Annotated in this window: 12 protein-coding genes; 5 read left to right on the top strand and 7 right to left on the bottom strand. The window is 60.9% G+C overall.

What is annotated here, in order from left to right; translation table 11 throughout:
• Window positions 1-2 precede the first annotated feature (2 nt).
• On the bottom strand, window positions 3-1,424 hold the full coding sequence (locus ACFOZ5_RS00150; protein ID WP_379884551.1) for an HDOD domain-containing protein: 1,422 nt from the start codon (window positions 1,422-1,424) through the stop codon (window positions 3-5).
• Window positions 1,425-1,646: 222 nt separating this feature from the next.
• Between ACFOZ5_RS00150 and ACFOZ5_RS00145 the strand changes: the two genes are divergently transcribed.
• The 3 genes from ACFOZ5_RS00145 to ACFOZ5_RS00135 all read left to right on the top strand — a co-directional run bounded on the left by ACFOZ5_RS00145 (window position 1,647) and on the right by ACFOZ5_RS00135 (window position 4,396).
• A complete protein-coding gene (locus tag ACFOZ5_RS00145) occupies window positions 1,647-2,654 on the top strand; it encodes a methionine ABC transporter ATP-binding protein (protein ID WP_379884549.1) in 1,008 nt (335 codons plus the stop codon).
• Window positions 2,654-3,319 carry a methionine ABC transporter permease gene (locus ACFOZ5_RS00140; RefSeq protein WP_379885405.1) on the top strand — a complete coding sequence of 222 codons (666 nt, stop codon included), beginning with the start codon at window positions 2,654-2,656 and terminating at the stop codon, window positions 3,317-3,319. The genes ACFOZ5_RS00145 and ACFOZ5_RS00140 overlap by 1 nt, the downstream gene beginning before the upstream one ends.
• 294 nt (window positions 3,320-3,613) lie before the next feature.
• Window positions 3,614-4,396: a MetQ/NlpA family ABC transporter substrate-binding protein gene (locus tag ACFOZ5_RS00135; RefSeq protein ID WP_379884547.1), complete on the top strand. Its 783-nt coding sequence runs from the start codon at window positions 3,614-3,616 to the stop codon at window positions 4,394-4,396.
• Between the two features lie 121 nt (window positions 4,397-4,517).
• Here ACFOZ5_RS00135 and ACFOZ5_RS00130 read toward each other — a convergent pair whose 3' ends face one another.
• Together ACFOZ5_RS00130 and ACFOZ5_RS00125 are read right to left on the bottom strand one after the other, a co-directional pair.
• Window positions 4,518-5,171, bottom strand: coding sequence for a peroxiredoxin (locus tag ACFOZ5_RS00130; protein ID WP_379884545.1), 654 nt, complete (start codon window positions 5,169-5,171; stop codon window positions 4,518-4,520).
• Window positions 5,172-5,429: 258 nt separating this feature from the next.
• Window positions 5,430-6,788: an alanine/glycine:cation symporter family protein gene (locus tag ACFOZ5_RS00125; protein WP_379884543.1), complete on the bottom strand. Its 1,359-nt coding sequence runs from the start codon at window positions 6,786-6,788 to the stop codon at window positions 5,430-5,432.
• A 249-nt stretch (window positions 6,789-7,037) separates the two neighbouring features.
• On the opposite strand from ACFOZ5_RS00125, the gene ACFOZ5_RS00120 reads away from it, so the two are divergent.
• Both ACFOZ5_RS00120 and fghA read left to right on the top strand, forming a co-directional pair.
• The gene (locus tag ACFOZ5_RS00120; protein WP_379885404.1) at window positions 7,038-7,466 is read left to right on the top strand and encodes a CBS domain-containing protein; all 429 of its coding nucleotides are present in this window, start codon (window positions 7,038-7,040) and stop codon (window positions 7,464-7,466) included.
• Between the two features lie 48 nt (window positions 7,467-7,514).
• Entirely contained in the window at window positions 7,515-8,360 is an 846-nt protein-coding gene (gene fghA, locus ACFOZ5_RS00115; RefSeq protein ID WP_379884541.1) for an S-formylglutathione hydrolase, read from the top strand.
• Window positions 8,361-8,384: 24 nt separating this feature from the next.
• On the opposite strand, the gene ACFOZ5_RS00110 is transcribed toward fghA, so the two are convergent.
• The 4 genes from ACFOZ5_RS00110 to ACFOZ5_RS00095 all read right to left on the bottom strand — a co-directional run bounded on the left by ACFOZ5_RS00110 (window position 8,385) and on the right by ACFOZ5_RS00095 (window position 12,953).
• A complete protein-coding gene (locus tag ACFOZ5_RS00110) occupies window positions 8,385-9,350 on the bottom strand; it encodes an NAD(P)H-quinone oxidoreductase (protein ID WP_379884539.1) in 966 nt (321 codons plus the stop codon).
• Window positions 9,351-9,655: 305 nt separating this feature from the next.
• Window positions 9,656-10,813 (bottom strand): HD-GYP domain-containing protein, encoded by a 1,158-nt coding sequence (locus ACFOZ5_RS00105; protein WP_379884537.1) that lies wholly within the window; start codon window positions 10,811-10,813, stop codon window positions 9,656-9,658.
• Complete coding sequence (locus ACFOZ5_RS00100; protein WP_379884535.1) at window positions 10,800-11,243, bottom strand: acyl-CoA thioesterase; 444 nt, start codon at window positions 11,241-11,243, stop codon at window positions 10,800-10,802. The genes ACFOZ5_RS00105 and ACFOZ5_RS00100 overlap by 14 nt, the downstream gene beginning before the upstream one ends.
• Window positions 11,244-11,330: 87 nt before the next feature.
• Window positions 11,331-12,953 (bottom strand): methyl-accepting chemotaxis protein, encoded by a 1,623-nt coding sequence (locus ACFOZ5_RS00095; RefSeq protein WP_379884533.1) that lies wholly within the window; start codon window positions 12,951-12,953, stop codon window positions 11,331-11,333.
• Window positions 12,954-13,090: the final 137 nt, after the last annotated feature.

The following is a 13,090-nucleotide window of genomic DNA, read 5'->3' as shown; positions in this document are numbered from 1 at the left end:
CGCTACTGGCCGGGGCGCCCGGCCATCAGCGTCAGACACAGTTGGGCATGCTGCAGGAAGTGGCTGAATGCCTGCAGGTGCTCGTCGCCGGGCTCGTTGCCGTTGGCCCCGAAATCCGCGTAGAACATCCCCAGCATGCGACCATTAGTCACCAGCGGCCCTATAAGGGCGGGCACCCGGCCGAGCCAGGGGTCGAAGTCCTGTTCCTGCACCGGTTTTCGTGGCTGGTAGACGGTGCAGGTATCCCGGGGCAGGAGTGCGCCCAGGGGACCTGTACCGTTGCGCGGGACCATGAAGTGGTTGCGCCAGCTTTCGGTCTGGGGTCCGGCGCTCTTGCGGAGAGTCAGGTATTGGCCCTCCCGGTCTGACATCAACAGCGCTACCCGTTTGAGACCGATTCCCCGCTGGATACCCTCCATGACCAGCTGGAAGACGTTATTCAGGTCTGGTTTTTCCGTCAGGCTCTGGGCCAGTTCCCTGAGGATGCGCAGCTGCAGGTCGGTGTCGACTTCCGGCGGCGGTGGCATTTCGATATCGCCGGTACCATCCGGCATCAGGGATTGTACCTGGGGTATGCCCAGGGACACCGCAACCTCACCCGCTTCTCCCGCATTCAGCCTGACCCGGTCACGGATAACGGCGGGCGTCTCATCCAGTTCGCCACCCAGGGTTTCCATCAGGCGATCCATCTCCGGTGTACGCCAGCCATCCTCCGCCAGCTCAGCCATATTCACGGCATGACGGGCCAGCTGGCTGGCGTCGGAGTTGGCGCGGCTGGACGATACCACGTCCCGGATAAAGGGCCCCAGGGCCCAGGCTTCCGCCAGTCCCCGGGTAATTTCCGGGAAGGTGGTGTGAAGTATGGCTTTCTGTGCCTCCACGTCGGGCTTGCCCGCCCTGAGTGCCTGTTCCAGTTCACTGGCCTGCTCCGTGTCACAGGCCCAGAATGCCAGCTCGCCGATATTCATCAGCAAGGCGCCGATAAACACTTCCTCCTGGGCCCGCTCATTGCGCTTGGGAAGCAGGTTGCGGGCCTGCACTGCCGCATGAATGGCCCGGGCCAGACATTTGAGCAGGTGCGGTCGGGAGGAGCGATTGAGCAGCGAGTCCACGACCAGGGAAGAGATCGCCATGGACTTCACCGAGTCGAAGCCGATCAGGGTAATCGCCCGGCTGACGGTGCTGACCTGCACCCGGGTCTGGTTGTAGAACACCGTATTGGAGAGTCGCAGTACCTGTGAGGTGAGCTGGGCATCGTTGATGATGACTTCGGCCAGCTGGTTGACGGTGCTGCTGTCACTGTCGGTGAGCTCATTGATCCGTCGCAGCGTATTGGCCAGTACGGGAAGTTCGACCCGGCTGAGGTAGGAGACCCATGCCTGGGTGGAATTCATCCGTGTAACTGAAGATTCGGGATCGCTCACGATGGGTAGCGCCTCCTGACGATAGATGACTCTGTAAACTAAATAATCATACTACACTTCACGGATTTACCCCGGCCTGGGACACCAACGGATACAAAATCCAACATTCGGGTTTGCCGGGTGATTGCGTTATAATCAGCGGCTTTTCGTGCCGCGCCCACAAGGCCACGGCCAAAGCCCTGGGAGTCGACCAGAGACTCCCTTACGGAAGGTTTTTAGCTTGTGATTGAACTTGACCAGGTTCAGAAATCCTACCAGGTGGGCGACCGGGCGATCCCCGCGTTGAAACCTACCGATCTGACCATCGACACCGGGGAAGTGTTCGGCATCGTCGGTCACTCCGGTGCCGGCAAATCCACCCTGGTGCGGCTGATCAATCTGCTGGAGCGGCCCTCGGGCGGCCGGGTTCTGGTGGACGGCGAAAACGTGACCCACTATGACGCTGCCGAGCTGCGGGCGTTCCGCCGCAAGGTGGGTATGATCTTCCAGCACTTCAATCTGTTGTCGTCGCGGACGGTGGCGGACAACATCGCTTTCCCCATGAAACTGGCGGGCATCTATTCGAAAGAGGAGATTCGAGCGCGGGTGGCGGAGCTGCTGGCGCTGGTGAGTCTTACCGACCAGGGCAACAAGTACCCATCACAGCTGTCCGGCGGCCAGAAGCAGCGTGTGGGCATTGCCCGGGCCCTGGCGTGTCGCCCGACCATCCTGCTGTGTGACGAGGCCACCAGTGCCCTTGACCCGCAGACCACCCAGTCGGTACTGCGCCTGCTGGCTGAGATCAACCGGGAACTGGGACTGACCATTGTGCTGATCACCCACGAGATGGACGTGGTGCGTCGTATCTGCGACCGGGTGGCGGTGATGGACGGTGGCGAGATTGTGGAGAGCGGCCCGGTAACGGATGTGTTCCTGCACCCGTCGCATCCGACCACCCGCGATTTTGTCTTCGAGAGCGAGAATATCGACCGGGAGGAGCTGGAGCAGGACTTCAATCAGGCCAGCGGCCGGATCCTGCGGCTGACCTTCCGGGGTGAAAGTACCTACAAACCATTGCTGGGGCATGTGGCCCGGGCGTCGGGGGTGGATTTCAGCATCCTCTCCGGTCGTATCGACCATATCAAGGATACGCCCTACGGCCAGCTTACCCTTTCCCTGGTGGGGGGTGACCTGGAGAAGGCCATGGCGGAATTCGATGCCGCGGATGTTCATGTGGAGGTGGTGCGATGATGGAATCACTGCTGGGTAATGTGGACTGGGTGGAAATCGGCTGGGCCAGCTGGGACACCCTGGTGATGGTGGGTATGTCGCTGCTGTTCAGTGTGCTCATTGGGCTGCCCACGGGCGTTCTGTTGTTCCTGACCGGCAAGCGGCAGTTGCTGGAACAGCCGGTGGCCTATGCCATCCTGTCGTTTGTGGTCAATGTGTTGCGGTCGGTGCCGTTTATCATCCTGCTGATTGTGATGATTCCGGTGACGGTGATGATCATTGGCACGTCGCTGGGGGTGGCCGGGGCCATTCCACCGTTGGTGGCCGGCGGTGCGCCGTTTTTTGCCCGTCTGGTGGAGACATCCCTGCGGGAGGTGGACCGGGGCATCATCGAGGCCACCCAGGCGATGGGTGCCAATGTCCGCCAGATCGTGCTGGGGGCGCTGCTGCCGGAAGCCCTGCCGGGCATCATTGCCGGCATCACGGTGACGGCGATTACGCTGGTGTCTTACGCGGCCATGTCCGGTGTTGTGGGCGGCGGTGGTCTGGGTGACCTGGCGATACGTTTCGGTTATCAACGGTTCCAGACGGATGTCATGGTGATTACTGTGGCGCTGTTGGTGGTGTTTGTGCAGTTATTGCAGATGCTTGGGGATCGGCTGGTTTTGTATTTTAGCCGCAAGTGATTTGATTTTTAGATTGGGGGAAGCGTCCAATTCGGTGACATTTTTCCGGACACGCCCGCAAGTACGTATATGGCTACGTCGCGCCATTCGAGAGCTTGGGCTTCTACATTGGGGCAAGGTCACCCGGAACGGTGACCCTTTTCTGGACACGCCCGCAAGTACGTCCATGTAGGGCTCGACGAAAACCGTCCCTGGTTTTCGACGGTCCAGAAAAGCGTCCCCGCACCGGGCGCCCCCAAACTCTTTTCGTGCCTTTAAATAATGCGTTTATATCTAAATAGCAGGAGTGTTTTTATGAATTTTAAGAAAACCCTGATCGGCCTGACCGCATTCGCGGCCTTTTCCGGTGCACAGGCGGAAGAAACCCTGTCGGTAGCGGCTACAGCCGTACCCCATGCGGAGATCCTGGAGTTCATCCAGCCGAAGCTGAAGGAGAACGGTGTGGATCTGCAGGTGAAGGTGTTCACCGACTACGTCCAGCCCAATATCCAGGTGGACCAGAAGCGGATGGACGCCAATTTCTTCCAGCACCAGCCGTACCTGGATGAGTTCAACGATGGCAGGGGCACGGATCTGGTCACCGTGACCGGCGTCCATATCGAGCCGTTCGGTGCCTATTCTCAGAAGATCGATTCCCTGGATGCGCTTGAGGAAGGTGCTACCGTGGCCATTCCCAATGACCCCACCAATGGCGGCCGTGCACTTCTGCTGCTGCAGGACGCGGGTGTGATCAAGCTTAAGGACGAGAGCAAGATCACTGCCACTCCGAGGGATATCGCCGAGAACCCGAAGAATCTGGACTTCAAGGAACTGGAGGCCGCTACGCTGCCCCGTATTCTGAACCAGGTGGATCTGGCGCTGATCAATACCAACTACGCCCTGGAAGCAGGCCTGAACCCGTCCAAGGATGCGCTGGTGATCGAGGGTGCCAACTCTCCCTACGTGAACATTCTGGTTGCCCGTCCGGACAACAAGGATTCCGAGGCCATGCAGAAGCTGGCCGAGGCGCTGACGTCTGAGGACGTGCGCGAGTTTATCAATGAGAAGTACGAAGGCGCAGTAGTGCCGGCGTTCTAAAGCTGGTCGATGCCTGCCGGCTCCCGTGAGTCGGAATCGTAAAAAAGCCAGCCAGGTTTCCCTGGCCGGCTTTTTTTGTGCGCCTTGGGCGCAGCCATCCCTGGCTATCGAATGGGTAAGCTTACTCGCCGGACCAGTTGGATCTGGGGTCCGGGGTCATGCGCAGGTAGGACTTCACGGCCTTGTAGCCTTTCGGGAAGCGTTGCTTGATTTCGTCCTCGTCCTGCAGTGACGGTACGATAACCACGTCTTCGCCCCGCTCCCAGTTGCCCGGGGTGGCGACCTTGTGCTCGTCGGTCATTTGCAGGGAATCCACTACCCGCAGTACTTCGTTGAAGTTGCGCCCGGTGCTGGCCGGGTAGGTGATGATCAGCCGGACCTTCTTGTTCGGATCGATGACGAACAGGGAACGGACAGTCAGGCTGCTATCGGCGTTGGGGTGGATCATGTCGTACAGCTCGGACACCGTACGATCCTCGTCTGCGATGATCGGGAAGTTCACCTCGCAGCCCTGGGTTTCGTTGATGTCGTTTATCCACTCCTTGTGGGAGTCCACCGGATCCACACTCAGGGCGATGGCCTTGACGTTGCGCTTGGCAAACTCGTCTTTCAGCTTGGCGGTCAGGCCCAGTTCGGTGGTGCATACCGGAGTGAAGTCAGCCGGGTGGGAAAACAGGATGCCCCAGCCGTCACCCAACCACTCGTGAAAGCGAATGGTGCCTTCGCTGCTGTCCTGTTCAAAGTCGGGTGCGGTGTCGCCTAGACGTAAACTCATACCTTTTCCTCCATTGGTGGTGCGACCTGCAGGCATCTGCACGGTCCATAGTGTTGGCCATGTCGAAGCTTCCGGGGCTGAGTGGCGTCGGAAGCCCGGAGTCCTGTCTGGTCAGTTTGCAGTCGTCAGCGAACTGATCAAACGGGACATCTTGTTTATTAGACAGTTATGGGTACGGCACAGCCATTCGACAAGGGTATGGCTGCGCCGGTTTTATACTCTTTGGTCATGTTCTTAGTTAAGCTGCCAGACCCGGGGTTATCCACCCACCCGGCGCTGATTCTCGAAGTGTTCCTTCGTCAGGCGGAAAACCACCGGGCTGAGAAGGATCAGGGCGATCAGGTTGGGCAGTGCCATCATGGCGTTGAGGGTGTCCGCCAATAGCCACACGAAGCCCAGGTTCAGGGTGGCGCCTACGGGTATGGCGATAATCCACAGCACCCGGTAGGGTACGATCGCCTTGACGCCGAACAGGAACTCGACGCTGCGCTCGCCGTAGAATGACCAGCCCAGGATCGTGGTAAAGGCAAACACCGCCAGGGCAATCGCCACCACGTAGTTACCCCCCGGGAAGCCCAGGGCAAAGGCTTCCGAGGTCAGTGCGGCCCCGGATTCGCCGTTGTCCCAGGCACCGGTAGAGATGATCACCATGCCGGTTATGGTGCACACGATGATGGTGTCTATGAAGGTGCCCAGCATGGCCACCATGCCCTGGTTGATCGGGTTGCGGGTCTGGGCGGCAGCGTGGGCGATGGGGGCCGAGCCCAGGCCTGCCTCGTTGGAGAAGATGCCCCGGGCAACACCAAAGCGGATGGCCGCCCACACAGCCGCGCCGGCAAAGCCGCCCTGGGCGGCGGTGCCGGTGAACGCATCGGTGAACACCATGGCGAAGGCGGCGGGCAGTGCGGTGGCGTTGAAGGCCAGGACCACCAGCCCGACAGCGACATAGGAAATGGCCATCAGCGGCACCAGGGCGCTGGCCACCTGGCCGATGCGGCGGATACCACCGATCAGCACCAGGCCTACCAGTACAGCCAGGACCAGGCCGGTGACCCAGTGCGGCAGGGCGAAGTTGGTCTGCAGGACATCCGCCACCGAGTTGGCCTGTACGGTGTTACCAATACCGAAGCCGGCAATGGCGGCGAAAACGGCAAACAGCACGCCAAGCCAGGCCCATTTCGGACCCAGGCCGTTGCGGATGTAGTACATGGGGCCCCCTACATGGGCGCCCCGCTCGTCCACTTCACGGAATTTCACCGCCAGTACCGCCTCGGAATACTTGGTGGCCATGCCCACCAGGGCGGTCAGCCACATCCAGAACAGGGCCCCGGGGCCGCCCAGGAATACGGCGGTGGCGACCCCGGCTATATTGCCGGTGCCGATGGTGGCTGAGAGCGCGGTCATCAGTGCCTGGAAGGGAGGAATTTCCCCTTCCGATTCCGCGTCACCGCCCGTGCGGCCTTTCCACATCAGGCGAAAGCCGTCCCCCAGACGAAGGACAGGCATCAGTTTCAGGCCCAGGCTGAGGAATAACCCCACACCCAGGATCAGGACCAGCATGGGTGGGCCCCACACAAGACCGTTGATGTAGGAAACGGCGTTGCTGATTGCTTCCATGGTGTGCTCCGTTGCAATGTGTCCGGGCGACAGGCGCCACAGAGTTCAATGAAGTATTGGAAATCCAGTTGAAGTTTAGTCAGGGATTACCGGATGTAAATGTTTCAAATCAGTAAGTTGGGCAATCCGGCACAAATAGGTGAGATAATGATATTTCGTTTTGCCGGGTTCTTGCCTAAGGTAGGGGCGTATGAGGACGGTTTAACCAATACAATAACAGGAAGAAAAGGGAACAGGAGGACGTTCATGATGCGCTCACTGAAAGCTTCGGACATCATGTGGAACCACATCGAGCCGGTGCGGCTGGGCACGCCGCTGCCAGCGGTGGTGAAACATCTTTTGCAGAACCATGTCACCGGGCTTCCGGTCGTGGATAATAGCCGCAAGGTGGTGGGGTTTGTGTCCGAACAGGACTGTATCCATGCGCTTCTGGTCAGCAACTATCACGGCGAGGGCGAGCCCTCGGTGGACGACGTGATGAAGACGGAACCGGTGACGATCAGCCCGGAAATGTCCGTGGTCGACCTGGCCCAGAACCTTGGGCACGGCAAGCCCAAAGTGTACCCGGTTGAGGATCATGGGCGTCTGGTGGGCATTGTCACCCGTACGTCCATCCTGGCGGAACTGGCCCGGGTGGGTGCCGGTATCGATGTCGGGCGTTTTGCCGAGGCTCGCTGAATTTCCCCGCCATCATTCTTTTCACTACGAATACCCGGGAGATCAGGTATGGAATGTCTGGCAACGAATGTCTGTTTCGGGGGAGAGCACCGTCGTTACCGCCATCGGTCGGCGGTACTGGACTGCGACATGGAATTTGCCGTGTTTCTGCCACCGGTTGCTGTCGGCCCTGAGCCGAAGACGGTGCCGGCCCTTTACTGGTTGTCTGGGCTGACCTGCACCGACCAGAACTTCATGCAGAAGGCCGGCGCCCAGCGCCGAGCCGCCGAACTGGGCATGGCGATTGTCTGCCCGGATACCAGCCCGCGGGGGCTGGGACTGCCCGGGGAGGATGACAGTTACGATTTCGGCTCCGGTGCCGGCTTCTACATAAACGCCACCGAGGAACCCTGGGCACGGCACTATCGCATGCACGACTATGTGGTGGCTGAACTGCCGGCACTGTTGGAGAGCGAGCTGCCGATCACCGGGCAGCGGGGCATCAGCGGCCATTCCATGGGTGGGCACGGGGCGTTGGTCTGTGCCCTGAGGAACCCGGGCCAGTATCAGTCCGTGTCTGCCTTTGCGCCCATCGCCAACCCCAGTAACTGCCCCTGGGGCCGCAAGGCGTTCAGCGGTTACCTGGGGGATGATGAGCAGGCCTGGCGGGAATGGGACGCCACCCTGCTGATTCCGGAGGTTCGGGAGCGCCTGCCCCTGCTGGTGGACCAGGGCACGGCGGATGAATTCCTGGAGCAGCAACTGGCACCGGAAGCCCTGGTGGAAGCCTGTGAAAAGGCCCATCACCATATCGACTTACGGATGCACCGGGGCTACGATCACAGCTACTTCTTTATTGCGTCGTTCATCGACGACCATCTGGACCACCACGCCCGGGCCCTGGGCCTGAAGTGAGCGTGGGGTCGCAGTGCATGGCGGTCAGGGATTGACCGCCAGCAACACCTTACCGGTGCTTTCGTTGCTGGCCAGGTAGGTCATGGCCTCATTGGCCTCCTCGATCGGCCAGGTCCGGTCGATCACGGGTTTGATCTCACCACTGGCCAGCCTCGGCCAGACGTGCTCGTAAAGGGCATCCATGACCTCGCCCTTCACGCTGACAGGCTGTGCCCTGAGGGTGGAGCCCATCACCCGCTGGCGCTTTCGCAGCATGGCCACAGTACTCAGTTTGGCGTCCGTGCCGCCCATCAGGCCAATGAGCACGATCCGGCCTTCCACATTGAGGCATTTCTGGTTCTCGGCAATGTAGTCGCCGCCGACCGGGTCCAGCACCATGTCAGCCCCGCCCCAGTCCTTGACCGCCTCGGCGAAGGAACCATTATGCCGATTCCAGGTGCCGGTAGCGCCCAGGGTGCGGCAGACGGCGAGCTTGTCATCGCTGCCAGCGGTAGCAAAGACCGGGTTGCCCATGGCAACCGCCAGCTGGATGGTGGCGGTGCCCAGGCCGCTGGCGGCGGCATGGACCAGAACACGCTCTTCCGGTTTCACGCCGGCAACCATGTACAGGTTCATCCAGGCGGTGGCAAAGACCTCCGGCAGCGCTGCAGCCTGCTTCAGGGTCAGTCCGGCGGGCACCGGCAGTACCTGTGCGGAGGGCACGTTGACGCGGCTGGCGTAACCACCGCCGGTGAGCAGGGCGCATACCTCGTCACCGGGTTCCAGGTGCGAGACGTTCTCGCCAACGGCCGCAACCCGACCGCTGACTTCCAGCCCAAGGATCTCAGATGCACCCGGGGGCGGCGGATAGGCGCCCTTGCTCTGCATCAGGTCGGCCCGGTTCATGCCTGCCCAGGCTACATCAATGGCGACTTCGTCGGCGGCCGGCTCCGGCAGGTCCGGGTGGTCGGTCCAGTTCAGGGTCTGGTTGTTCAGCGCGATTGCTTTCATGAGGGTTTCCTCGATTTTTTTGGGGGTATGGATTCGGGTGCCAGTGTCCCGTGCGGTTAATTCGCTGACCTACTGCGTGACGCTGGGGCCTCTGGCCAAGGCGCCAGTCTGCGGGTGTGGTGGTTCCACATCAAGGGCTGGCAACACCGGCCAGAGGCCCCAGCGTCGCGCCCTTCGGGAGCCACTGAGAGCCTTGATAGCTGTGTTGCGCTGACTCGATTTGGAACCACCAAACCTTCGCCATCGCGCCTTGCTCTCAAGGCTCTCAGTGGCTCAGTAGGTCAGCGAATTAACCGCACGGGACACTAGTCCTGATAGTCCCACAGGGCCTGGAAATCCATGGGTGGCATCATGTCGACCACTTCCACAGTACGGATGTTGAACTCCAGCAAATCAGTATTCCGTTCAAGTCCTTCGGTATAGGCGTTGCCGCGAGGATCGGTAATGGCCTTGGCACGGTGACCCTGCAACTGTTCCGGCCGGTGGGTGATCACGGCGATTTCATTGCTGGCCAGTCGTACCAGGGCGCCGGGAGGATAAGGCGTCAGGGCGTTGAGCAGTGCCCGGAACAGGGCCGGTCGCGGGCTTTCGTTGGCGGCATCGGAAAGGGCCTTGCGAGCCTGTGGAATGCTGAACCGGGGACGATAGCCGCGGCGGCTGATCAGGGCGACATAGTGTTCCGCCAGTGCCATGACATGGGCCTCCGGCAGGATCTGGTCGCCAGTCAGCCGCTCGGGATAGCCGCTGCCGTCGGAGCGTTCGTGGTGCTGCATGACGATTTTCAGCAACAGGCGGTTCTCGATGCCGGCGTCATGCAGTGCCCGGGCGGCCAGTTGGGGATGGCGGTGGATGATCGAGCGCTGCTGGTCGCTGAGGGCGTGGCTGGACGCATTGAGCTTGTCGAGAATGGGCATCAGCGCCAGGTTGGCAGACAGGGCGGCCGCCATCAGCACGACGATGCGGCCTTCGTCCATAGCCAGTTCCCGGCCGGCGAAATGGCAGACAATGGCGTAGAACAGGGACTGCTCGGTTGCCGTGGGCTCTACGGAATACAGGTGGACCAGCGCCAGGGACGGTTCCGGTGCTTCCCGGCATATGCGGTCGATCAGTCGCGCCAGGCCCAACAGCTTCAGGCGCGCCTCTGGATCGCGATGGGAGATGGCCTCGTAGGTGCGGTTCAGGGTCTTCAGCAGTGCCCGGTAGTCGGCGAACGGATTACGCTCGCCTTCCGCAACCTCTTCCTGCACCTCCTCATCAGGGTTTTCGGCCTGGCGAGGGTAGAACATGCCCCGTTTGTAGAGCTGTTCCAGCTGGGCGTCGCTCTGGATCACATAGCCCTGAGACAGCAACACCTCGCCGTAGCTGTCGAATACCGGCCAGGGTAGTGGTTTGCCCACAACCAGAACGCCGGGAGCAACCCGGACCAGGCTCTGGGCCGGCTGGGTCTGGCTATTCCCCGGCATGGCTGACAACAGTGCCGCGACCGGCGGTGACCATCCTGTCCCTCAGGTCATCGGGAATGGGTTTCTTGCCCAGGGTTTCAGCGTCCACTACCACGTAGACCACATCGGCCCGGGCAATGGGTTCATCATCCGGATAACGGACGAAATCGATGGCCAGGGTAAATGAGGTATTGCCCAGATGTTTCACTGTCACCCGACCGCAGAGGACATCGTCGAAACGGGCGGGCGCCGACCAGTTCAGGGTCATGCTGACCACTTGCATGTCCAGGCCCCGGTCCAGCATGTTCTGGTAGTGGCCGAACAGTGCCCGGATGTATTCATTGATGGTGATATCCACGTAATCGGCATAGCGGGCATTGAACACCACCTGCTGGGCATCACATTCCGCATAGCGGACCCGAAAGCGGTATTCCAGGGGTTTGTCGCTCATGAAGGCTCCTGTTGTTGTGATTGCCCCCAAGTGTACCCGGACAGCCGGGTTTGTCACCCGTTCGATCCGGGTTCCGGGCCTGATCGATCAGAGCGAGAACTTGCGAACCAGCTCGGACATGCCTTCAGCCAGGCGCGAGAGTTCTTCACTGGAGGAGCGGGTCTGGTTGGCACCGGTGGCGGACCGGGCAGCCAGGTCGCGAATATTGGTCAGGTTCCGGTCCACGTCCCGGGCCACCTGGGCCTGCTCTTCGGCACCGCTGGCGATACTGGCGTTGCGGTCGTTAATGTCTGCCACGGCCCGGGCAATCCGGGCCAGGGCATCGCCCGCTTCACGGGCAATCGACAGCGATTCGCCAGAACGTTCCGAGCTGCGGGCCATGGCCTTGCGGGCGTTCTCGCTGCCAGTCTGCACTGCGGAGATCATGTTCTCGATCTCGGTAGTGGAATCCTGGGTGCGTTGGGCCAGACTGCGGACCTCGTCAGCTACCACGGCAAAGCCACGACCGGCCTGACCAGCCCGGGCGGCTTCAATGGCCGCATTCAGGGCCAGCAGGTTGGTCTGGTCGGCAATCTCCCGGATCACATCCAGAACGCTGCCGATATCGCCGGCCTTGGTCGCCAGTTCCTCGATATACTGGACGGTACTGTTGATATTGTCGGCGAGCCCTTCCATGGCCATGACCGTGTCCTGCACTTTTTCACGACCGGCCTGGGACTGCTGGTCCGCTTCGCGGGAAGAGTCCGCCGCTGCATTGGCGTTCCGGGCCACGTCGTCGATGGCTGTGGTCATCTCGTTGACGGCGGTGGCGGCCTGGTCGAGTTCCTCGCTCTGCCGGTTCATGCTGCGGCTGGATTCCTCGGTCACCGAGTTGAGCTGGCCGGAGGTGGTAGCCAGTTGTTCCGATGAAGCGGTAATGGTGCTGATGGTGTCGCGCAGGTTGTCCTGCATCTCGGCGACCGCCTGCATCAGCTCGGTCATTTCATCGCGGCCACGGGTATCAATGCGGGCATTCAGGTTACCGCCGGCGATGGTGCGGGCAACGTCGAGTGCATGGCGCACGGGGAGTGCTATGGATCGGGTGATCAACAGTGCCATGACCAGGGTCAGCGCAATGGCTATCAGTACAGCGACGATCACGCCGTTGCGAACGTTGGCAGCCTTGCGGTCAGCTTCTTCTGAGGCCTGTTCCACGCGCACACTCTGCAGTTCCAGCAAGGCATTCAGGGCAGCGCTCATTTCATCGGTAACCGGCTCCAGCTCATCATCGCGAACCTGCCGTGCCCGGTCTGCCTGGCCCCTCTCGGCGTACCGGATGACATTACTATGGGCCTCCCAGAAACGGGCCTCGATGTCCTTGAACCTGGTATAGAGTTCGCGGTTCTGAGCACTACGAACCATGTCCTCGTACACTGCCTGGGTCTTGTCGAGCTTGTCCCGGGTGTCCACCAGGCGGCCGATCAGGGGTGCCCGGGTAGCCATGCTGCTGGCGCCGATCATGGCTTCGGTGTGGATGCGGGTGCGCTGGAACAGTTCGTTCATCCGGTTGACCGTCATGATGGCGGGTGCCCGGTGGTCCGTGACGTCCTGCAGTTCCTGCTTGAGGGCGTTGGTCTGGTAGAGCGAAAATCCGCCCAGGCCAGCCAGCAGCAGTACGAGAAATCCAAAGGCGAGCGTCAGGCGCAGGCCGACACGCAACTGTCTGAACATAGCGATCTATCCATTAGTTAGGTATTTGATAATCAGAAAGAGTCGCTATATTACTCATGCCGAGCGTGGGTAACCGTTCCAAAATGTTAACTGGTTCCGTTTCTTTCCCGGCCGTCGGGCGCTTCACCTGGAAAGCC

This window comes from Marinobacter lacisalsi (assembly GCF_042651045.1).
GTDB lineage: Bacteria > Pseudomonadota > Gammaproteobacteria > Pseudomonadales > Oleiphilaceae > Marinobacter > Marinobacter lacisalsi.
This window is presented reverse-complemented; position numbering and strand designations above follow the sequence as displayed.

What these genes read in the sequence shown, in the direction of transcription:
- fghA (WP_379884541.1), top strand. Translation starts at nt 7,515, where the DNA reads ATGGAATGTCTGGCAACGAATGTCTGTTTCGGGGGAGAGCACCGTCGT.
- ACFOZ5_RS00110 (WP_379884539.1), bottom strand. Translation starts at nt 9,350, where the DNA reads ATGAAAGCAATCGCGCTGAACAACCAGACCCTGAACTGGACCGACCAC.
- ACFOZ5_RS00125 (WP_379884543.1), bottom strand. Translation starts at nt 6,788, where the DNA reads ATGGAAGCAATCAGCAACGCCGTTTCCTACATCAACGGTCTTGTGTGG.
- ACFOZ5_RS00135 (WP_379884547.1), top strand. Translation starts at nt 3,614, where the DNA reads ATGAATTTTAAGAAAACCCTGATCGGCCTGACCGCATTCGCGGCCTTT.
- ACFOZ5_RS00140 (WP_379885405.1), top strand. Translation starts at nt 2,654, where the DNA reads ATGGAATCACTGCTGGGTAATGTGGACTGGGTGGAAATCGGCTGGGCC.
- ACFOZ5_RS00095 (WP_379884533.1), bottom strand. Translation starts at nt 12,953, where the DNA reads ATGTTCAGACAGTTGCGTGTCGGCCTGCGCCTGACGCTCGCCTTTGGA.
- ACFOZ5_RS00120 (WP_379885404.1), top strand. Translation starts at nt 7,038, where the DNA reads ATGCGCTCACTGAAAGCTTCGGACATCATGTGGAACCACATCGAGCCG.
- ACFOZ5_RS00105 (WP_379884537.1), bottom strand. Translation starts at nt 10,813, where the DNA reads ATGCCGGGGAATAGCCAGACCCAGCCGGCCCAGAGCCTGGTCCGGGTT.
- ACFOZ5_RS00100 (WP_379884535.1), bottom strand. Translation starts at nt 11,243, where the DNA reads ATGAGCGACAAACCCCTGGAATACCGCTTTCGGGTCCGCTATGCGGAA.
- ACFOZ5_RS00130 (WP_379884545.1), bottom strand. Translation starts at nt 5,171, where the DNA reads ATGAGTTTACGTCTAGGCGACACCGCACCCGACTTTGAACAGGACAGC.